Annotated in this window: 15 protein-coding genes; 5 read left to right on the forward strand and 10 right to left on the reverse strand. The window is 56.8% G+C overall.

From position 1 onward, the window contains the following. Positions 1–6 precede the first annotated feature (6 nt). From RE6C_RS11590 to RE6C_RS11610, 5 genes are all read right to left on the reverse strand, one after another. The gene (locus RE6C_RS11590) at positions 7–1,005 is read right to left on the reverse strand and encodes an NADPH:quinone reductase (RefSeq protein ID WP_008656769.1); all 999 of its coding nucleotides are present in this window, start codon (positions 1,003–1,005) and stop codon (positions 7–9) included. Positions 1,006–1,090: 85 nt separating this feature from the next. Continuing rightward, the gene (locus RE6C_RS11595; RefSeq protein WP_008656771.1) at positions 1,091–4,543 is read right to left on the reverse strand and encodes a hybrid sensor histidine kinase/response regulator; all 3,453 of its coding nucleotides are present in this window, start codon (positions 4,541–4,543) and stop codon (positions 1,091–1,093) included. A gap of 4 nt (positions 4,544–4,547) precedes the next feature. After that, entirely contained in the window at positions 4,548–7,202 is a 2,655-nt protein-coding gene (locus tag RE6C_RS11600; RefSeq protein WP_008656773.1) for a serine/threonine-protein kinase, read from the reverse strand. Next, positions 7,199–7,846 (reverse strand): ECF-type sigma factor, encoded by a 648-nt coding sequence (locus tag RE6C_RS11605; RefSeq protein WP_008656776.1) that lies wholly within the window; start codon positions 7,844–7,846, stop codon positions 7,199–7,201. Before RE6C_RS11605 ends, RE6C_RS11600 begins: the two co-directional genes overlap by 4 nt. A gap of 9 nt (positions 7,847–7,855) precedes the next feature. Then, on the reverse strand, positions 7,856–8,713 hold the full coding sequence (locus RE6C_RS11610; RefSeq protein ID WP_236618129.1) for a histone deacetylase family protein: 858 nt from the start codon (positions 8,711–8,713) through the stop codon (positions 7,856–7,858). 148 nt (positions 8,714–8,861) lie between these two features. Between RE6C_RS11610 and RE6C_RS11615 the strand changes: the two genes are divergently transcribed. Together RE6C_RS11615 and RE6C_RS11620 are read left to right on the forward strand one after the other, a co-directional pair. After that, entirely contained in the window at positions 8,862–9,440 is a 579-nt protein-coding gene (locus tag RE6C_RS11615) for a hypothetical protein (RefSeq protein ID WP_039961829.1), read from the forward strand. A gap of 56 nt (positions 9,441–9,496) precedes the next feature. After that, a complete protein-coding gene (locus RE6C_RS11620; RefSeq protein ID WP_039961845.1) occupies positions 9,497–11,698 on the forward strand; it encodes an acetylxylan esterase in 2,202 nt (733 codons plus the stop codon). 119 nt (positions 11,699–11,817) lie between these two features. Here the strand turns inward: RE6C_RS11620 and RE6C_RS11625 are convergent, their stop codons facing one another. From RE6C_RS11625 to RE6C_RS11635, 3 genes are all read right to left on the reverse strand, one after another. Continuing rightward, positions 11,818–13,056: a formylglycine-generating enzyme family protein gene (locus RE6C_RS11625; RefSeq protein WP_008656785.1), complete on the reverse strand. Its 1,239-nt coding sequence runs from the start codon at positions 13,054–13,056 to the stop codon at positions 11,818–11,820. Between the two features lie 111 nt (positions 13,057–13,167). Continuing rightward, the gene (locus tag RE6C_RS11630) at positions 13,168–13,974 is read right to left on the reverse strand and encodes a 2-phosphosulfolactate phosphatase (protein ID WP_008656788.1); all 807 of its coding nucleotides are present in this window, start codon (positions 13,972–13,974) and stop codon (positions 13,168–13,170) included. Between the two features lie 52 nt (positions 13,975–14,026). Continuing rightward, positions 14,027–14,392 (reverse strand): CPXCG motif-containing cysteine-rich protein, encoded by a 366-nt coding sequence (locus RE6C_RS11635; RefSeq protein WP_236618131.1) that lies wholly within the window; start codon positions 14,390–14,392, stop codon positions 14,027–14,029. Positions 14,393–14,442: 50 nt separating this feature from the next. Here RE6C_RS11635 and RE6C_RS11640 point away from each other — a divergent pair, with 50 nt between their 5' ends. After that, the gene (locus RE6C_RS11640; RefSeq protein ID WP_008656792.1) at positions 14,443–15,468 is read left to right on the forward strand and encodes a leucine-rich repeat domain-containing protein; all 1,026 of its coding nucleotides are present in this window, start codon (positions 14,443–14,445) and stop codon (positions 15,466–15,468) included. A gap of 42 nt (positions 15,469–15,510) precedes the next feature. On the opposite strand, the gene RE6C_RS11645 is transcribed toward RE6C_RS11640, so the two are convergent. Together RE6C_RS11645 and RE6C_RS11650 are read right to left on the reverse strand one after the other, a co-directional pair. Continuing rightward, positions 15,511–17,022: a DASH family cryptochrome gene (locus RE6C_RS11645; protein WP_236618132.1), complete on the reverse strand. Its 1,512-nt coding sequence runs from the start codon at positions 17,020–17,022 to the stop codon at positions 15,511–15,513. Beyond that, positions 16,995–18,536: a type 2 periplasmic-binding domain-containing protein gene (locus RE6C_RS11650; protein ID WP_008656796.1), complete on the reverse strand. Its 1,542-nt coding sequence runs from the start codon at positions 18,534–18,536 to the stop codon at positions 16,995–16,997. Before RE6C_RS11650 ends, RE6C_RS11645 begins: the two co-directional genes overlap by 28 nt. 143 nt (positions 18,537–18,679) lie before the next feature. Between RE6C_RS11650 and xylB the strand changes: the two genes are divergently transcribed. Together xylB and proB are read left to right on the forward strand one after the other, a co-directional pair. Further along, on the forward strand, positions 18,680–20,209 hold the full coding sequence (gene xylB, locus RE6C_RS11655; RefSeq protein ID WP_008656797.1) for a xylulokinase: 1,530 nt from the start codon (positions 18,680–18,682) through the stop codon (positions 20,207–20,209). After that, complete coding sequence (proB, locus tag RE6C_RS11660; RefSeq protein WP_008656798.1) at positions 20,206–21,375, forward strand: glutamate 5-kinase; 1,170 nt, start codon at positions 20,206–20,208, stop codon at positions 21,373–21,375. The genes xylB and proB overlap by 4 nt, the downstream gene beginning before the upstream one ends. Positions 21,376–21,420: the final 45 nt, after the last annotated feature.

Consider the following 21,420-nt stretch of genomic DNA (forward strand, 5'->3'; position numbering starts at 1 on the left):
GGATGATCAGGTGTTGAGTTTGACAATGATTTTGCCCGCCAGCTGACTGCTGTCTTCGAGCGTCGCGGATTCTTGCAAGGCGTGTGCTTGGGCGGCTTCGTCCAGGCTGAATCGAGCACTGATGTTCGCGGACAATTTGCCGGACGCCAACCACTGGGAAATGTCTTCGGCGGCGTTTTTCATTTCCATCGGGGTGGCTTTGAACATCACAAAGCCGTGCAGCGAACATTCCTTGACATAGAACGGACCCACGGGGAATGCGGGCTTGGCATCGCGTCCCGCCATCAAGACCATGCGTCCCCGACCGGCCATCAGATCGATTGCCATGTCAAAGTCTGGCTCACGCCGCGTCTCCCAGAGCACATTGACTCCGTCGGGAGCGAATGCTTTGGTGCGATCCGCGATGGATTCATCTTTATAAAGAATCACTTCTTCAGCACCGAGATCGCGGCAGACTTGGGCCTTCGCTTCACTGCCGGCAGTTGTGATCACGCGAGCACCGGTTGCAGCCGCCATTTGCACCACCATGGAACCAACACCGCCGCTGCCGCCGATGATCAGGATTGTTTCGCCTGGTTCCAACTGGGCTTCACGAAAGAGACCAAGGTGAGCGGTGACTCCAACCAATGCACACGCGGCGGCGTCTTCGTACGGCACCGGTTCAGGCAATTTGAATGTCCAGTGTTCATCGACCGCAATCAATTCGGACAGAGTGCCCTGCCGTCCAAGCAAGCCTTGGTTGGTGCACCAAACCCGATCACCGATAGACAATCGCTTGACACCCGGGCCGACGCTTTCGACCACGCCGGCAGCATCGCATCCGGGAACAAACGGTTGCGGCAATTCCATCGCGATGGTGCCGTTCCGGATGTAAGTGTCGATCGGATTGATTGCGGAGGCGTACACTCGAATCACAACTTGGCCGGGACCCGGAGCAGGGTCAGGCAGTTCACCGATTTGAAGAGTGTCGGCAGGTCCTGTTTCGGTGATGAAGGCGGCTTTCATGGGGGCACTCGCTGAAGAAGTCATTCATCAAAAGAGGAGAGGAAGATCGTCGTGGACAATCATCATCGCATTGGAAGCGAACATTTTAGCGTTGCTTGACCGATTCGCGAATGCGAGAGACCCAATCGGTTGCTTTGCTTTGAAGATCCGCGATGGCTTTGGATTCTGGCGAATCGGCATGGTGGGTGTTGGGATCATTGGTGATATCTTTCAGTCGCTCCACCCACTCGGAATCCTGGATAGCGGATTCGACTTCAGCGGCCATCGCCACGTCTTCTTTTGGCGCGAAGTAACGTAAACATGATTTCAGCGTATGGGATGCCGATCTCAGTTTGTTCGCGTCGCCTTGTTTGGCACCTTGTTGAAGATTGGTCAGCAACGAAGGGACTTCCATCAAGAACGCATCGCAAACGGAATCCATCGTCTCGGAATCACCGCCGCAATGCTTCGACAATTGCGAACGCCAATCCCATTGATGGTTGTCTTCCGTCGCGACGCCTGTGTCGTTGGACGCCGTTTCGGTGGAAGACGATGAGTCTTCGGAACGTGAATTCGCGATGTTCAGGTTGGAGGGCGTTTGTGAATTCGTGGCCTGCGACAATGTCGGCGGCAGCATTGCATCCGATTCCGAGGACTGAGAAACACCAAGGACCCGTTCAATTTCCGTCAGTAAGAGATCCAGGTCGACCGGTTTGGTGATGTAGCCATCCATTCCCGCTTCGCGGCAAAGCTGACGATGCTGGTCGGTGACATGAGCGGTCAACGCAATGATTGGTGGCGGAGTCTTGCCCGCTTGTGAGGCGTGTTGGTGAATGATTCGGGTCGCTTCGGTTCCATCCATGTTCGGCATCTGCAGGTCCATGAGGACGCAGTCGAAGGTGTTGGATGCCAATCGCTCAACGGCCGCTTCTCCTGAGTCCGCGGTTTGGACGCGATGGCCCGAAGCAACCAATTGGTCATGAATCACCAAACGATTGGTGGCGCTGTCGTCAACAACGAGCAACTTGTATCCCTGGCCGGCGTCGGTCGGTGAAGCGTTGATCGTTTCGTTGGTTGATTGTGAATTGGTAAGCAACGCGGCGCCGGGAGCCTGTGATTTCGAAGTGGTTGGATCGCTCTTGGTCGTTGTCGAAAGTTTGTTTCCTCGGCGGCGTTTGCGTTGTCCGCGGCTCGATTGCAAAAGCGGTTTCCCTGCCAACCAGCGGCGAAGTTCGTCGGGATGCAGCGGTTCGATCACCACCGCGTCTTCACGCTTGGCACGCCTGGGCGTAGGTTCACCGGCTCTGGTGACCCAGAGGACTCGGTCGCTCGATTTACGAGCTCGGATGCGGAAGGCGGCGTCCGCGGTTTGGTCCGTGAGGATCCAATGGAGGTGAACGCATTCGGGTTCCAGCATCGATGGCGTGCGAATTGGCCAGCGACAGTGCAGCAACGTTTCCGCGATTGCATCTTGCATGGTTGTGTTGCCAACCGAGACCACCGCTGTGGCGCCATCGGTGGCCGGAACAGTTCGCTTCTTTTCTGCATGTTTCGGGTTCGTATCCAGTGGCAATGCAAGGGCGCACTGAAATTGGCTGCCCAGGTCTACTTGGCTGGTCACGGTGATGTCGCCACCCATTCGTTGAGCCAAACCGCGAGCGATTGCCAGGCCCAATCCCGTTCCGCCGAACTGCTTGTTGGTGCCGCGATCGGCTTGTTCAAACGCGTCAAAAATTCGCGATTGATTCTCGGGAGCGATACCAATGCCGGTGTCTGACACGGTCAGTTCAAACCACGCCATCGGAACGTCGCTTGCGGATTCGCTGGTTGTGATTCCGAGTGCGTTGCCATCGTTGCCGTTTGACTCAGGGGCGTCGCCGATGGGACTCAGTCGCAAACTAACTTCGCCTCGATTGGTGAACTTGATCGCGTTGCCAGCCAAGTTGATCACGATTTGGCGAATGCGTTTTGGGTCGGCGATCACTCGTCGAGGTGTGTCGGGAGCAATCGACAAGCACAAGCGAACAGGTTTGTCGGCAACGCGAACGGCGAGGCAACCAAAGGCGTCACCGACGACCTCATGCAGATCGACTGGGACCGGATCGATGGCAACGCGACCGGCTTCGATGGCGGCGAAGTCGAGGATGTCTTCAATGACATCACGAAGCAATTCTGTGTTTTGAGCAATGAGGTTGACGTAACGACGCGCTGCCGTGGGAAGGGTTTGCTGACCCAATAAATCCGTCAGTCCTCGGATGCCGCCGAGTGGTGTCCGCAATTCGTGTGAAATGCCCGCCATGAATTGCGTCTTGGTACGGTTGGCTTGTTCAGCGGCTGCTTTCGCTTCCCGCATCGCTTCAAACGCGGCCCGTTGCAACGTGACGTCGCGAATGATGACGGCTTGGCCGGTCGCGTCACCGACCGGAATGTGGTGGATGGACACCTCGCTCTCAAACGAACTGCCATCGCCGCGTCGGAGTCGTAGTTGATGGCGTTCGGCCAGTGGCAATCCACTCCACTGATCGGACACCGGCGATATCAAATCATTGAGGGGACGCCCAACCAATCGTCCGCCACCGGCTTGTAGGAGTTCGCTGGCCGAAGGGTTGGCTTCCACAATCGCACGTTGGTCATCGATCAACAGGACCGCGTCACCGGCGGCATCGAACAACGCTCTCTTTCGAGCCTCACTGTCTCGAAGGGCAATCTCGTTGCGATGTTTTTCGGTGATGTCCCAAAAGATGATTTGAACGCCAACGCACTGCCCGTTTTGATCGTACTCCGGCGCTTTGAAGACTTGGGCAAAACCAATGCGACCATCGGGGCCCGGGTGCACTTCCACTTTGTCGACGGCTTGTCCGGTCGACATCACCGACAAATCATCGGCGCGATATTTGGCACCGATGGAATCACCAAAAAGTTCCGCATCGGTACTGCCGATCACATCGACGGGAGTCATTCCGATGTCGGCGCAAAACTGTTCATTGGCGTAGGTGAACACGCCTTCGGCGCTTTTGCGTGCGACCTGCAGGTGCATGCGATCGATCAGCGATTGGAACGTTGTTTCGCTCTGGTCCAGACGATGCTGAGTCTCTTGCCGTCGCGTGACTTCGTTACGCAGGGCTCGGTTGACTCGCCGGATCTGCAACGATCGCCGATGGACTCGGTGCTGGAGCATCCGCTGGTGTTTCAGCCGTGTGCGCAAACGGCCTTGCAAGTAGATGTGAAAATAGCCTGTGGCCATCAACGCGAAAAATGTCCAGAGGCGGACTGGTTCGATCCAGGCGAAAGGTTCCGCACCAACCTCGCCCGCGAAACGTTGGGCGATTGGGCCAAAGACATGGAACAAACCCACCGCGGCGACGGCAACGCTTTGAATCGCTGTCATCCAGGTGATGAAGCGACGGTGGAGAACTCGCCAGGCCAGCGGCAAGAAAATCAGATGAGCAACCACGACCGCCCAGTCCGGTGGCGTCATGGCATCGGCAACGGCAACGAAGAGAACGAGGATCACCCAAGATCGTGGACGTCGCCAAAGTTGTGTCCACCATCGTCGCATGAGTTCAAAGCTTTTTGGCGAGTTCTTCATCGGCGTGACGTTGCCACCAATGGCGTGCGTTTTCTTGTGTCCAAGGATACCGCGGTGCGAGTGCATCCAACCGCTGGATCAGATCCGCAATGGAGCCCACACGGTCGTGTTTGTCCTTGGCCATGCAGGCTTGCACCAGTGCATTCAATTCGTCTTCGACCGGCTCGCCGCGATGCGTTTCAATCTCGAGCGGTTGTTGCGTCAAAATCAACGCGAACATGGACTCGGGATCGCATTCGGCAAACGGCGGACGACCCGACAACAAAAAGTATAAGACACAACCCAGTGAATAGACATCGCTTCGCGGGTCCATCACCGAGGGGGCACGGAATCGTTCGGGTGCCATGTACATCGGGGTTCCCGCCCAAACGGTTTCGGCGGTTTGGAAGACGCCCTGATTGGGCTCGAGCGGTTTGGCCAATCCAAAGTCAAACACCACCGCCCAGTCACCCACAATGGTGTCAAAGCTGAGCATGATGTTTTGTGGTTTGAGATCGCGATGCATCAGGCCTTGGGAATGAGCTTCCAGAACGGCTTGGCAAACCTGACGCATGATCCATATCGCTCGAGCCGGTTCCTGATGACCGCTTCGGGCGACGATTTCGGACAACGTCAGACCGTCGAGCAGTTGCATCACGCAAAATGCTTCGCCGTGTTCGTTGTGCCCGTAATCGTAAATCGTCACGCTGTGAGGGCTGCGCAAACTTGCTGCCAAACGTGCTTCGCGGTCAAACCGGCGATGGTCATCGTCGTCTTGCCGGTCGACCCGCAGCACTTTCAATGCGATCTCGCGTCCCAGTTCCGTGTGGCTGGCTCGATAAACGACTCCCATTCCGCCGGCACCGAGTTCCTCATGGATGTGATAGCGTCCAAGTGGTTGTTTCAGAGCCGATGGTGCCGGGCTTTTGGACAGGCGTTTGGCAACCAAAATTGGAAGCAGCGATGCGACCGAGAGCAATAAAGCCCACGGCCAAGTCGACGCCAACGGATAGGTCAGTTGATGGGAATCACTCTCGATGATCAGTCCCATTCCAAACTCGGGCAGCCACCGCCATACACCGACGCAGTCCTTGCCGGTGTAGGTGCGGTAAGTCTGGCCACTCACTTGAGGTTCGGGGCTGTGTGAAACCGATGCTGCCGCAATTGTAAGTGGGTGAATCGTGCGACCGATCGGCAATTCACCGTTTGGATTCAGCATTGCCGATTCGGTCAGGCGGTCGAGTTGGGCGACGAGCTGATTCAGACGTTCTTCCGCTTCGGACGGGGTGGCAATTTCAGTGACGCGAAATCTAGCTCCCAGCGACTGTGCGATCTGTTCGGGCAAATTCACACTGCGAGTTTGCATGAAACCCTCGCGGTCGACCATGTAGGCATCGACCGAATTCGCGTGGCTTATAAAGGCAAGCGTTTCATTCAACCAACGATTCGTGTTCGGCGGAATGATGACAGCCGCGCCGAGTACATCCGGTCGAAGCGAGTTCTGTTTTTCAGTTTCGGTGGATGATTGTTCGTGAATGGGAACGATCCACGCCAATGGATTGGACACCGCATGATCCAGTTCGTCGGCGAGCGTTTTTCCGAGCAAGGTTGCCAGAGGCGATGGAGCATGGAGCACGGTCCGTCCACTGAGTGCTCGAGCCAAATCAGCCGCCCCATCAGGCGGGAGTTGGACATTGGCTTCATCGGTCACGGCGCGGCCGCGATCGTTGCCGAAGACAATGGTTAAGGGTTGAAGGTCTCGACTGAAGAAGATGACGTCAGGCGGTTGGAACGTCGGAAGATCGTGCGACTCAAGTTCAGGTCGATCGGCGTTCACGTTGCGAACGGCGTCGGTGAATTGCTGTGTCTGATCGTCGATCGAGTCGGCAAGTTCAGCTGGTGACAAATTTTGAGACCGTGATCGGATCGCGTTTCGAACTCCAGGCTGACGAGCCAAGTCGATGGCGAATTGTTTGTCGCGGTTCAGCAGTTGTTCCACTTTGATCGTGGATAGATTCAACGCTAACGAAAGTGAACGCTGGATGGACGAATCGGCTTGTCGTTGCAGACGGCGGTCCACCCATGCGGCGACCACCCAGATGCACGCGATCGTGACGGCGGTGAGCAGCCAAACGACCCAGTTGTGTTGCTTTGCTCGATTGATTGGTCCAATCGAGGTCAGTGTTTTTCGTTGTCGATTGCGAGACGGTTGCGGACGGTTCGCATCGTGACGCGGCATCGCATGGGTTCGCTGCGCGGCGTGCACGGTGTGTCCCGCACTGGCGTTGCTAGGCATCGAACCAGGGGTGGAGCTACGCGAAAGATCCGCACTGTAATCCGACTTTGCACCGGAGGCGGTTTCCGACATGGAACGGATCGCCCTTATAACTTCCGATTCCGTCGTTTCGCGAGGTGTTGGCAGTCCTGTCCCAAAGGGCACCGAACCATTGCCAGGCTTTGGCCGTGCCGCTGCGCCTTCCACACGAGCCGCGTTGGGATCGTGTTCGGCAAGAAGCGAAAGGACTTCGCGAATCAGTTCTTCGTCGCCGGAAGCTTGGTCGCGAATGAATTTTTCTCTCGCGTCCTCTTCGATCTCTTCGGCTTCCCAGAACAGGTCGCGGACACGTTGGTAACGATCCGCATCCATCATGAGGTGGGCGATTGATCGTCGGCGGGCACGTCATCGGCCTTGGGTGCTGAGTCGACTTCTCCTGAGTCAGCTTCTTCTCGGCTCTCTTCGTCTGGGTCGCGAAGCTCGCGTCGCATCCAAGCGCGAGCCATGGCCCATTCTTTTTCGACGGTGCGAAGTCCAAGGTTGAGTTCGGCGGCAATCTCTTTCATGCCCAGCCCACCAAAGAATCGCAGTTCGACCACTCGGGCTTGGCGCGGACTCAGGCTCGCCAGTTGCAGCAGCAGTTCATCCAGTGCGACAACGTCATCATCCTGGTCCAACAAAAAAGTGACTTCGTCATCCAGCTGACGCCGAATCCAACCCCCGCCACGCTTTTGAGCTTGGGTCCGCCGAGCGTGATCGACCAGGATCCGTCGCATCACCGTCGCACCGATTGCGAAGAAGTGCGTCTTGCCCTGCCAATCAACATGGTCTTGGTCGACCATCCGCACGTAGGCTTGGTGAACCAGGGACGAGCTGCTCAGGCGTTCTCGCCGGGGTTCAGATTGAAGAAACCGCCCCGCCATCCGACGCAAGTCATCGTATAAAAACGAGAACATCTGGTCGGTTTTGGCAGCGTCACCGTTTTGACTACTTTGCAAGATTTGCGTGATCGACGACATCAACGAAGCTCAACGGGACAGTGACCAAACTTTGGCGATATGTAAGGTTTGGGAGTGAATGTCAACGATCTCTTTGACTTCTACAGAGTAACCCCCAGCCATGGCGATTGCCACCGGCAAATCGTTGTGACGACACCACTGGAGCACCATCTCGTCTCTTTGTCGCAATCCTTCCATTGTCAGCGACAGTCGACCCAACCGGTCGTTCTTGAAAGGATCGGCACCGGCGAGGTAGATGACCAAGTCAAATCGACCTGAATCACTTTGATGTTTTTCGAGTTTCGCCAGGACGGATCGCAATGCGTCGCAGTAGTCGTCATCCCCCGTTCCGTCGGGAAGGCTGACATCCAGGTCGCTCGGCATTTTCCGCAGGGGAAAGTTTTTGACTCCGTGAACCGAACAGGTGAAAACGCTAGGGACATCTTTCAAGATTGACGCGGTCCCGTTGCCTTGGTGGACGTCCAAATCGATGATCGTGGCTCGCTGAATCAGTCCCTCGGACTGAAGTGTTCGGATCGCGACCGCGGCATCGTTGAACACGCAGTAGCCTTCGCCTTCGCCGGCGAACGCATGGTGCGTGCCACCGGCGAGGTTGGCGGAGACTCCTTCCTCGAGGGCCGCCCGTGCCGCTGAGATCGTGGCACCGGTGCTTCGGCGTGAACGCTCCACCATTTTCTCGGACCATGGAAATCCGATGCGCCGGATTTCTTGCTTGGTCAAAGTTCCCGACTGAACCCGCTGGACATAGTCCGGTGTGTGGCAATGAAGAAGTTGCTCGTCGGTTGCCGCTTGAGGGACGATCAGTGCGTCGTCGCGATGATGATCGGATTCGACGATCCGCTGTCTCAAGAGACGGTACTTGGTCATCGGAAACCTGTGGCCGTCAGGCAACGGCAGGTCAAAGTGATCGGTGTAGTACAGACGCAATGCAGGCGAGTTGGCTGAGGGTTAGACTTGGTGTTGTGTCCTCGACATCATGATCCACTGCAACACCTTATCGCACCCGACAAGACGAATGAATTCAGATCCTTCTTCCACTCCGAACATGCCGCATTCTGACCTGGACAATTCGAGCAATTCAAGTGGCACAACCTTGGCCGGTTGGGCGTTTCAAGGAATGGTGATCACGTTTGGACTGACAATGGGTTGTGTGTTCATGGGAGTGATCCTCTGGATGATCGGCGGAGACGAGCCACCAGAGGAGGATCAAACGATCTTCGTTTTAATTGGTGTGGTCGCGTTGGTGGCCAATGTGGTGGTCGCGTTTCTCGTGCCTGCCATGTTGCGATCGGCGGCTGCGACGGAATTGAAATCCGCCGATGGCGCAGTCGCTTCCGCTCGCACTTGGTCCCAATGGCCTGAACGAGAACCCATGCCTTTGCCGCTGAGTCGTTTTTGCCAGACCGATCAAACGGCTCGGTTGATCGGGCAGGCCGTCATGGAAGGCACTGCGGCGATCAACTTCGTGATGATGTTTCTGACTCGATCGCCAGTCAATTTGTTGTGCGGCCTCGTCGCCTTATTGGGCGTGGTGGCGATGTTCCCGACGGTCGGACGGATGCGAAATCGCATCGCGTCGGCTTTGGAATCCTAAACTCAATGCAAGATTTCCCTCCGCTGTTCAGCATCCCTCCTACCGACGAATCCCACATGAAAATTCTACGGACAAAGAAACTCGTTTTGCATCCGGCGTTTCGAGGCGGGCTCGCTGCTCTGCTTGTCGGTTGCGTGTTGCTGCCGGTCGCGATCGTGCGAGCGGAAGAAACGGTCGCAGATTTACCAGTCGCTTCCGATGCATTGCCTGAGCTGAAGACACTCGATGGGCATTTTCCGTTTGACGTTCCCGAAACACTCGAGCAATGGGAATCACGGGCGGAACAATTGCGGACGCGGGTCGCGATGGCAACCGGCCTGCACCCAATGCTGCCTCGACCGGCGATTGGGGCGACCATTCATTCCGTGGTGAAACGCGATGGTTTCCAAATCGAAAAGGTTTACTTCGAGAGTCTGCCCGGGCACTTCGTGACTGGATTGTTGTTTCGCCCGACAGGAGACAGCGTCGCCCGCGGATTGAACGCGGATGGAAAGCGTCCTGGTGTTCTTTGCCCACACGGGCACGGTGGCCGGATGATGCGCAACGATGCTGACAAGATGAAGCAGCTGATTGAAAACGGCGACGAAATGTACATGGAGTCGGGCAGTCATCCCAAGCTGGCTCGATGTGCGACGTTGGCTCGGATGGGATGTGTGTCGTTCATCTTCGACATGGTTGGGTACGCGGATTCCGTGCAGCTCAGCTACGAGTTCGCTCACCGTCGACACGCGACTCGGCCTGAGGAAAGCGTTCCCGCTGGTTCCGATCCGGAGTTGTTTTTCAGTACACCGGCCGAAGCTCGCTTGCAGTCGATTCTTGGTCTGCAGACTTACAATGCGTTGCGTTCCTTCGATTTTCTGGCGTCCCTGGATGAGGTCGATCCGGATCGCTTGGCGGTCACTGGCGGCAGTGGCGGCGGGACTCAAACGATTCTTTTGGATGCACTGGAACCGCGAATTGCGGCAAGCTTTCCCAATGGAATGGTGTCGACATCGATGCAAGGTGGATGTGCCTGCGAGAACGCATGCTTGCTTCGGATTGGCACGGGCAACGTGGAATTGGCGGCGTTGATGGCACCCAAGCCGATGGGAATGACGGCTGCGGACGATTGGACGATCGAGATGATGTCGGATGGGTATCCCGAACTGAAACAACTGTATTCGATGATGGACCAACCCGATCACGTGTTGTGCGAATCATTGGTGCAATTCAAACACAATTACAACTATGTGACTCGCCGGATTATGTATGGATGGATGAACGAGCATCTGAATCTTGGTTTGGAGACTCCCATCGTCGAAACCGATTTTCCCGCGATCACTGATGATGAGGGTGCGGTTTGGAACGACGACCATCCGGCACCGGTTCAGCGAGGTCCGAAGCACGAACAAGCCGTGTTGGGTTGGTGGAACGATCAGAGTCAGCAGTTGCTGGAGGATTGTCTTGGGCAGTCGGCGACCGAAAAAGGTTTTGATCAAACGATCCGCCCTGCACTCGCAACACTGTTTGATTTACCGATGCCAGAGACCTCCAGCGTGTCCGTGTCGTACTCGGATCCCGTCGAGCATGATTCCGGAGCGACGTTGGTCTCTGGAGTCGTGACCGATGAGACTCGCCGGCGTGAGATCCCAATTCGAAAATGGGTCTCGCAGTCGGAAGGCGATGCCTCCTCCGATGGAACGGTTCTCTGGGTGCACTCGGCCACCGACGAGACGACGGACTTTCCAGAATGGTCGGACGCATTTGCGGCTCAGCTAGAAAAGTCAAAAACAATCATTGTGATCGACATTGCCGCGATTCCGACGGACGCTCCCGAAGGCAAGCAGCGAACGAATCCGCAGCCACGGCGTGCGTCGGCGGCGTTCACCTTCGGTTACAACCGGCCGTTGGCCGCCACGCGATGCGGCGATGTTTTGGCTGTCGTCTCCGCCTTCCAAAACCCGCCGGGAGGTGTGAGCTTAGTGGCACCCAAAGGTTCCGCAGCATACGTCTTACCGGCGGCGGCCATCGCCGGCCCCTTCCTCGCTGATGCGACGATTGACGTCAGCGGATTCCGTTTCGCGGACCTGCTTCATCAAGATGACGAGCACTTTGTTCCCGGCATCGTGAAGTACGGCGACGTGGATGCGTTGGCCGCGTGGCGTGCGCCGTATGCGTTGACGATTCAGGACTCGAAAGAAGACCAGTGGCCGACGACGAAAGCGATTTACGACGCACGTGACGCCTCGGACCAAGTCCAGTGGCAAGTGAATCGCTGAGGCTGAGCCGATGCTCGGAAATGGAGCATGACTGAGCGCATGAAAAAGGCCCGAGCGAACTCGGGCCTTGCGTCGCACGGCGTGAGATTCACGCTGTGCAATTTGCTTTTACTACCGAATCATTCTTTGGCGGCTTCGGGCAGGTCTTTGTCGACCAAGCCCCATCCGCCGCGACCGCCGGAGATACGGCTCTCGACATCGTCTACCGTTTCGAGGGCGGTTGGCTCCCAGAAGTTCTTGAGAGCTTCGCGATCGAGTGGTTCCAATGAACGGAACAAGCGGAAGCCAACTCCTCGAGAAGGATCGTCGGTGAACCACCAAGGGCTCTTGGGGAAGTTTGGATCTTCGTTCTTCCATTCGTCATCGTCGGATGCCAGTCGAGCGGCACTGCGAAGTTCCGGTGGATCACTTTCCCAGCTGCCACCGCGGGCGACGCACGGCCAAGGATTTTCTGGCCAACGAACTGCGTCGATTGCATTGTCGACGGGCGATTCCTTTAACCACTGGTAGCCTTCTTCGGAATACTCGTTGACGGTCCACTCGGCTGCATTGCCGTGCATGTCATGCAAACCAAACGGGTTAGGCTTTTTGGTTCCGACGTGAGCCGGGCCGTCGTATGAGTTGTCGAAGTACCAAGCGTATTCTTCGATGTCGTCGGCGCTGTCGCCCCAGCTGTAAGCGGTCTGGGTTCCACCGCGAGCGGCGTATTCCCATTCAGCTTCGGTTGGCAAACGGTACTGGTTGTCCGTGATCAGGCTCAACCATTTGGTGAATTGCTGGGCGGCGTACTGCGTCATCGTCACGGCGGGTTGTTCTGGTTCTTCGCCGTACTCGTAAGTGAACGAGGGGTCGTACAATTCGGTCGGTGCCGTGATCGAGTCGGCCTGGTTCGATTCGTCCACGGTGCGGACGCCTTCGGCTTCGAACGATTTGAACACGGCGTACATTCGCATGTATTCCTTGTACATCGCCCAAGTCGTTTCGGTCTTTGCGACCCACATTGGCGAGACGTTAATCTCAACGGTTGGGCCTTCGTCTTCCGCACGTGGATCTTCGTCCTCGGGGCTGCCCATCGTGAACTTGCCACCGGGAACCGGGATCATCTCGAACGTGATATCGGTGCCCGGAATTTTTTCCGTGTAGGAAACCATGAATCGACCATCGCCCAGATCCACCGATGGTCCTTCGGCGGGTTTTTCGCTTGAAATCCCAACCGTCGACGCTTGGCTGGATTCGACTGCGGTTTCTTGGGCATGCACCGAATTCGGTGTACCGGAAGGAAGGATCGACCCAGCTGCCATCGAGCAGACGGCAGCGATGCCGAGTGGGCGGAGAGAGCGTTTCAAATCAAGCGTCATAGTGTGACAAATGGAACAAGTGAGTGGATCGGAAGTCGTTTTCGCAACGATTGAGTTTAGTCGAAGAAACCAGCAAACTGAATGCGTTTTCGAGGCGAATGTGGTCTTGGATCAGCCCGCCACGAACCGGGCGGGGGAGCGTTGATCCCTGGTTGGAACCAGTTCGAAGACATCAATGCTACCGCAATCGACCAAATCGCCAGCGTAATTGGCGGCGATCAGGTTTTTGCCTCCTTGGGTCAGTTTCAACCGTTCGGCGAGTGTTTCAGAACTGTTGACGCCATCGTGCGTGATGCAGTGCTGCCACGCTGAGAGTGCGATCGCGCCCGAATCGTTCAAAAGCTCGATAGGACCATCATAAAAACGCGGTGAATCTGCCAGCCGTTGATGGCACATTGCGATGATGGCCCCAGCCAAAAGCACGTCTTCCGTGGTCACACATCCATTGGTTCCCGCGCAGACGATTCTGGCAAAGCCCTCTTCATCGGGGTTGGCGGCATTCCATTTCACCAAGCGGTCGATGACGGCGGACAAGTTCGCGAAACTGGCCAGCCACATCTGCTCGCATTCTTCGGCCGCCTTGATCGCAGCGGTTCCATTGGTGGTCGTCAGCACCAAATCGCGGTCACCCACACCGGCGGGAGAATACTCGCCCGGGGAATTTCCGTAGTCGAATCCCACGATCGGTTGGCAGCCCCGTTCGCCGCACAACAGCGGCGTGTTCTCGGGATCCGCAGCGGTTTTCATCGCGAAAGCTTCTTCGATTTCGCCGCAGGTCGTAATCGATTTGGCTCCGGCGGACAGCGTGGTCGCGGCAACCGTCGTCGCTCGCAAAACGTCGATGACCACGGCGACCGAAGCGGGGGCTCGTTCGGATTGACCGGCGGCGTTGGGCGTGAGCCAGGTTTGGATTTTCATGATGTTTCGGATCAGGGGATGGTGTCAAAGGAGCGTGAGGCTGGAGTGGTAATCAGTAGCGATCTTGTTCGGCTTCCGCCCACACGTCGGCGTGATCGGAATCGTCAAAATGGACATGAATCACGCTGGGGCTACAACACACCGGACAATCTTCGACATACTGTTGGTCACGTCCAGCGGCGATGTCGAGCGGAATCACGATCTCCTCCCCACAATTGTCGCAGACGTAAACGCCATCCAACGCCGCGTCCGTGACTGTCGGTTCGGGCGAGTCCCAGTTGTCGTCCTGCGGCAACGGGTCATCGTTGAGCAATCGCTGCCACTCCGGCACAAGATCGCCGGTCGAACCCTCGTTGCTCCATTCGTCGCGTCGCGCGTTGCTCGCATCGTCGAAGTCATCTGGATCGTGGTGGTTCATGATTTCAACAACATCCAATTACGTTTCACAATTCACTCACCGGAGTTCCGATGAATTTCACACAAGTTCGGCTCGCACAAAGCCTGCTGGTCGGCAGCCTGTTCATTGGAACGCTCGGTTGCGGAGTCAGCAGCACCAAAACGATTCCGATTCCACCCGCCGAGCAATCCGCCGCGGATGATTTGGCTGAAGCAAACTTGGCCGCGGCCTGGGATGATATCGCGGGTGCCAAGACCAAGTTGCGAGGCGACGACGTCGTGGTCGTCGATCTTCGGGAAGTCGCCGAGTCGGATTTGGACAACGCGGTGAAGCTGCTTTCCAAAACCAGCACGGTCAGCGAGTTGTTCATGCCCGCTGCGGCGTGGGCGGACGGAACGGTTTTGCGATTGGCCGCCCTGCCCAATCTGAAACGTTTGCGAATTTATGGCAAGGAGTTTGATGACGCGAAAGCAAAATCGATCTCTGGTTTGCCTGCCTTGATCGCGGTCACCTTTCAGGACACTTCTGTCACCGATGACGGCGCGAGTGTGTTGGCTGAGTTGAACGAGCTACAAGATATCTCGTTGATGAATTCACCGGTGACCGACAAAACACTCATTGCTATTTCAACGCTGCCCAAATTGACGAAACTCAACCTGCGAGGCACCAAAATCACGGGCGAGGCGTTTGAGCCGATTTCGAAGTTGCCGCTGGAAGATTTGGAGCTCGCAGAAACCGACTTTGGTCCCGAAGGAATGCCCGCGATCGCGAATATTGAGGGTTTAGAGAAGGTCAATCTTTGGCTCACCAAGATTGACAACGAGTCACTGAAGGCATTCGAAGGAAAGACTTCGCTCACCGCTTTGAACATCGACAACTGCCCCGCCATCACCGAAGAAGCGATCCCAGTGATTGTCTCTCTGCCTCATTTGAAGTTGCTGCACTTGGGCAAGACCAGCGTCGCTCCTGACGCTCTGCCCCAGCTGAAACCACTGCAGGAATTGGAGACGTTGTTCGTCACCAACCTCGGTTTGGAAGAGGGACCCGCCAAAAAACTGGAGGCCATGTTTCCAAACCTCAAGCGATTCGAATATTGAATCGTCGGGCGAGGACAACGATTGCTTGAACCGCGAAGCCGGTTAGTGACTGGTCGCTTTGGCCCGAATGTAGATGGCTTCGTTTTCCTTCGCGGAGTCAAAGAGATCGACGATCGGATGCGGGTAGTCCTCTCCGATCGTGACACCGACTTCCCGTTGACGTTCCGGTGACATCTTCCACGGTTCGTGAATTTCGGTCTCGCTGAGGTCGCGAAGTTCGGGTAACCAGTGTTTGGCGTATTCACCTTGTTTGTCGTAGTCTCGAGACTGCTTGGTGATATTGAAGAACCGAAATCCGCGAGCGTCATTGCCAACACCTGCGGCATAATTCCAGTTGCCGTAGTTACTGGCGACGTCATAGTCGACCAGTTGCGACTCAAACCACTGGGCCCCCCACCTCCAATCAAGACCAAGGTTTTTCGTCAGAAAGCTGGCGACGTTTTGGCGACCACGATTGGACATGTATCCGGTCGTCCGTAGCTCCCGCATATTCGCGTCGACCAACGGGTAACCGGTCGTTCCTTCTTGCCAACGCCCAAACAAATCTCGATCCGATTTCCAATCGACATCCACACCGCGTAGGCCGCTGGCACGAAAAAGCGTTGCACCGTGTTTGCGAGAGATCCATCGAAAGTAATCACGCCAGAGAAGTTCGAAGATCATCCAATAGGTCGATTTGTTTTCGACGCGTTCTTCTTCGTAGCGACGCACCTGATCCGCGATCATTCGTGGCGAAACGCAACCGTGAGCGAGCCAAGGTGAGAACTTCGATGAGTCGTTCGGCTCCAGCATTCCATTGCGAGTCTCTTTGTAGATCCGCAAGCGATCTTCGTTCCAGATGTAATCCTCGATCCGTTGCTGTCCCGCGTTTTGCCCGCCGGGAAACTGATTCATGCAACGTGCATCGGATGGTGGTGTTGATAGCCCAAGTGATTCCAACGCTAGAATGTCTCCGGCACTCACGTCCTCGGGCAACGTACCGTTGAATCGAGCGGGTTCGTCGAGCGGCGATCGAGCCTCACACTGCTTTTCGATTTCCTTGCGAAAGTCGGTGAAAAGACCGGGCGTGTCCGCGATTTCGAACGGCAAGTCATCGGGATGAATCAGAGTGTCGCCGTAGGCAACGTGAGTCGAGACGCCATGCCGGTCGCACAGTTGTTGAACGGATTCGGCGGTGCTGGCTTCTTCGGTTCCCGGTTCATAGTGAAAGTGAACCGAGTCGATTGACAGGGAAGGCAAAAGATCCTGCAAGACTGTTTCGGGACGGCCGACTCGAACGATCAATTCTCCGCCGAGCGACCTCAACCGCGAACGCAGGTCAGTGAGGCATTCGATTAGGAACCGCGCACGAAATGGTCCGGTGCGATGGAATCCCAGTTCGACCGTTTCAAACTGTCGCGGGTCGATGCAGTGAACCGCAAAGCAACGGTCGGCAGTTGATGCGCGAAGAAGAGGTTCGTGGTCAATGGTTCGAAGATCATTTCGAAACCAAACCAATGCGTTCGCCATAACATGCCAGTCGGTTGTCAAAGAAGTCCGAGGGCCTGCTGCCATGAACGCTTTTGTTTGGTGACGCCGTACTCTTTGTGCAGTTCGGACCAGGATTTGGAAATCGCGGCGCAAGCGTCCTCAGGAGTTTGTCCGCCTGTCAAGCATTTGCGAACTTCGCTGTCCAAGGCCGCGAGATATCGATCGCCGCCGACCAAGTTCAGTGGTGGCATCACGTTTGGATTTTGCCAAGCTGACCGAAGCCACGGCTGGTAGTTCCCGCCCGCCGCATCATCGATGGATGAACTGGACGTCGGATGCTGCAATCCAGGGATCGAGCGATACAACGGTTCGCTGCCTTCGCCTCCCGCCAACCATTTCAGAAACTGACTGGCCGCCGCGGTTTGTCGGCAGGATGCGGCGAGGGATCCAACGATGGTTTGCGGTGCGAACACGACGCGTCCGGTTCGTTCCAGCTTCTCGCCGTCGGCATCGACCACATCGGACTGGACGATCGGGAACGCGGCGACTTGGACATTACTGGTCGCAGCGGCTTCGTCGTCCGCATTCCGTTCGGTTTGGTTTTGTGGAAAGCCGATCCCAGCGACCAGTTTGCCGGAGCCGACGTTGCGAAAAATTTCGCCGGGAGTCATCGGTGACTCGGGGCCGTATTTGACGGTGGCTGCCATTTGCCGCAGGACATCGACGTATTCCGGCCGCGTCAGCAACGGTTCCAGCGTGTTGCGATCGAACAACCAAGTGGCGCTGAGGACGGAGGCCAATCGCCACAGATACGAAACACCGGCCCAACCTTCCGCGGTGGGCTCGGCAACCTGACCGGGGAATTCCGAGGCGAGTTGCTCGAATGCTTCCCAGGTGATGGTCGACGATGAGGAAACCTTGCTCGTCGCCTTTTCGCCGACCAGCATCGCTGGCAATGATCCACCCAGGCACTTGGCTCGCAATTCTCGTCCATAGGTCGTCGCCACGCGGACTGCGGGCGGATCCGCTTTGTTCACGGTGAATTCTGTGTCTGCGTTTGAGCTGGCGTCCGACTTCAGCGGTGGCATGACGAGGTCACGCGAAACCAATTCGCCGAGCTGGCTGAGCGGATACGCGATCACATCCGCCTTTGCCGCGGCGTCCCAGATGGACGGTTCGTCCCCGGAAGTTTCCGACGATGCACTGGTGGCAGAGGTGCTCGGCGGAGCGATGACGGTGATCTTCAGTGGTTGTTCGCTGATGGATTGCCATGTTCGACGCAAGGTGTCGGCGTCGGCCTCGGTTCCTGTCCAAATCACACGCAGTGGAACGTCAGTGCGAACGGTGGGGGCGGATTCGGATTCGTCGCTCACGGAAGTTTCGCGGCAACCGGCCAACACGGCGACTCCGGCGGCCGACGTCCAACCCAACCACTGCCGTCGTTGCAGCACAGAAGGCTGGCCGCGATTGGGCTCACTCGATTGGCTGGAAGGCGAAATGTCGCCACTCTGGTTCGGGCCGCCATCGGCGAACGAGGCAGTTGGGGACGCATCCCGATCGGCAGATTCAATCTTCGCGAGGCGAGTTTTCGCAGACATCGTGGGGGCTCGTGGGACGTCGTTCTGAATGTTGGTTGCGTGGTTGAAAACGCAAGTACGCGTTATACTGCCCGCCAGTTCGCTTTATCGGAGCGGCTCTTATCCCCCTCGTCTTTGATTTCACCGTACTGAAGCAGCGCAATATGGCTCATTATCTTGGCATCGACATTGGCACCAGCGGCACGAAGACCCTGCTGATCGACGAAACCGGCCAGGTGGTTGCCGAGGCGAATGCTGAATATCCCATGGAACAACCCAAACCGGGTTGGACCCAACAGGATCCTGAGCACTGGTGGGCGGCGACAAAAAAGACCGTCAAAGCGGTGATGAAAAAATCAGGTGTCGACAAGGCTGACGTGAAAGCGATCGGTTTGTCGGGACAGATGCACGGTTCGGTTTTTCTGGACCGTGATGACAATGTGATTCGTCCGGCATTGTTGTGGAATGACCAACGCACCGCGGATCAGTGCGATCAAATCACGTCGGCCGCTGGCTCACGTGAAAAACTGATCGGCATGGTCGCCAATCCGGCTTTGACCGGGTTTCAGGCTCCCAAAGTGCTTTGGTTGCGAGATAACGAGAAACGCAACTTCGACAAACTCGCGAAAGTTTTGTTGCCCAAGGACGACATCCGCCGGCGACTGACGGGCGACTATGTCACCGAAGTCAGCGACGCCAGCGGCACGTTGTTTTTGGACGTGAAAAACCGCGATTGGTCGAAGGCTTTGCTTGGCAAATTGGATTTGTCCACCGACCTTCTGCCTCGCGTGGTCGAGTCCGAAGACGTCACGGGTACGTTGACCAAAGAAGCCGCGAAGGCTCTCGGGCTGACCACAGAATGCAAGGTTGTCGGGGGGGCGGGAGACTGCGCCGCCGGAGCGATTGGCAACGGCATCGTGAAAACGGGTTTGCTGAGCACGTCGATCGGAACCAGCGGTGTGATGTTCGTCCACAGCGACGAACCCAACGTCGATGCGTCCGGGCGACTCCACACGTTCTGTCACGCCGTTCGCGGAAAGTGGCACATGATGGGGGTGAACTTGACCAGCGGCGGTTCGCTGCAATGGTGGGTAGATCAAGTCGTCCAAGGTTTGGCTGGTATTCCCGCGTCGAAGCGGTTCGAAGCCGCCACGGCGGAAGCTGAAAAGGCAATCGCCGGCAGCGGCGGGATGCTATTTTTGCCCTACCTGAACGGTGAACGAACACCGCACGCGGATCCAAACGCTCGCGGTGCATTCGTTGGTATGAATCTCACCCATGATCGAGCGGCAATGACCCGAGCGGTGATGGAAGGCATCACATTTGCACTGCGTGACAGCCTGGAAATCATCGAGTCGCTCGGCGTTCCTGTTCGCCAAATCCGCGCCAGCGGTGGCGGCAGCAAGAACGTGTTTTGGCGTCAGATGCAAGCCGATGTGTTCGGCAAGAAGATCACGACCTTGAAGGTCGAGCAGGGACCAGCCTTCGGCGTCGCCTTGCTCGCCGCGGTCGGCGATGGTGCTTACAAGCACATCGCGCAGGCATGCCAAGCGACCATCGAAGTGGCTGCCGAAACCAAAGCGGATCGTTCCGCGAAACTCACTTACAACAAGCTCTTTCCTGTCTACCGATCTCTGTACGGCAGTTTGAAAGACGACATGCACCAACTGGCTGAATTGCAATCAACAAATTGAACGAATCCTCAGAAGCAAACGATCTCGCCATTCGGCGTCAGATCATCGACGAAACCCAATGCGTGGTGGTCAAGGTCGGCACGCGAGTTCTCACTACATCGGACGGCAAACTCGATCTCGAACGCGTGGATCGACTGGCGGAACAACTTTGCCGCATCGCCGACACCGGACGTCAAACCATCATGGTCAGTAGCGGTGCCGTCGGCGCCGGCGTCGCCAAGCTGGGTTTGCCGCAGCGTCCAACCGACCTGAAGTCGTTGCAGGCGATCGCTGCGATCGGGCAAGCCGACTTGATCGGTGCCTACGAAAAGTCGTTGCAGAAACGAGGCCGGCACGCCGCTCAGGTTTTGCTAACCCGAAACGACCTTCGTCGTCGCAGTGGTTACTTGCACGTGCGAAACGCGCTCAACGGAATTGATGAGCTGGGCGCGATCGCGGTCGTCAACGAAAACGACTCGGTCGCCGTTTCGGAATTGAAGACGACCTTCGGCGACAACGATCGTTTGGCCGCGCAAGTCGCGGGACTTTTCAACGATGTGATGCTGATTTTGTTGACGGATGTTTCCGCGCTGTACGACGGACACCCCGACGAAAAAGACAGCCAGCCAATTCACATGGTTCACGATGTGGACGACGGTGTGATGGCGTTGGTTGACGATCAAGTGTCGGCGGTCAGCAAAGGTGGCATGGGCGGGAAGCTTCGAGCTTCAAAGCTGGCCAACTCGCACGGGCATCCCACCATCATTGGATCCGGTACCGAAGATTACGTACTCGACCGAATTTTCGCGGGCGACGCCGTCGGAACACTGTTTGTGCCTCCGAAGCGTTCGCTGAAAGGACGTCGACGTTGGATTGGCAGCTCCGCCAATGTTGCGGGAACGTTGTTCCTCGACCAAGGCGCGGTGGACGCCATTCAAAAGCACGGCCGCAGTCTCTTGGCGATTGGAATCCAACGTGTCGAAGGGACCTTCGCGCACGGGAATGTGGTCCGCTTAGTCGGTCCCGACGGCGAAGAGTTCGGACGTGGGCTATCAAACTACCGCAGCCACGAAGTGGCTCGCATCGCTGGAAAACCCAGCGAGCAAATCGAATGGATCCTCGGGCATCGTCCGTACGAAAACGTGATTCACCGCAACAACTTGGTGCTGCGGATCGTTCCCGAATGAGCCGTGGGCCGGGCTTCTAAGCCCGGCCAAACCCGAGCGACGGTC

This window comes from Rhodopirellula europaea 6C (assembly GCF_000338295.1).
Lineage (GTDB): Bacteria > Planctomycetota > Planctomycetia > Pirellulales > Pirellulaceae > Rhodopirellula > Rhodopirellula europaea.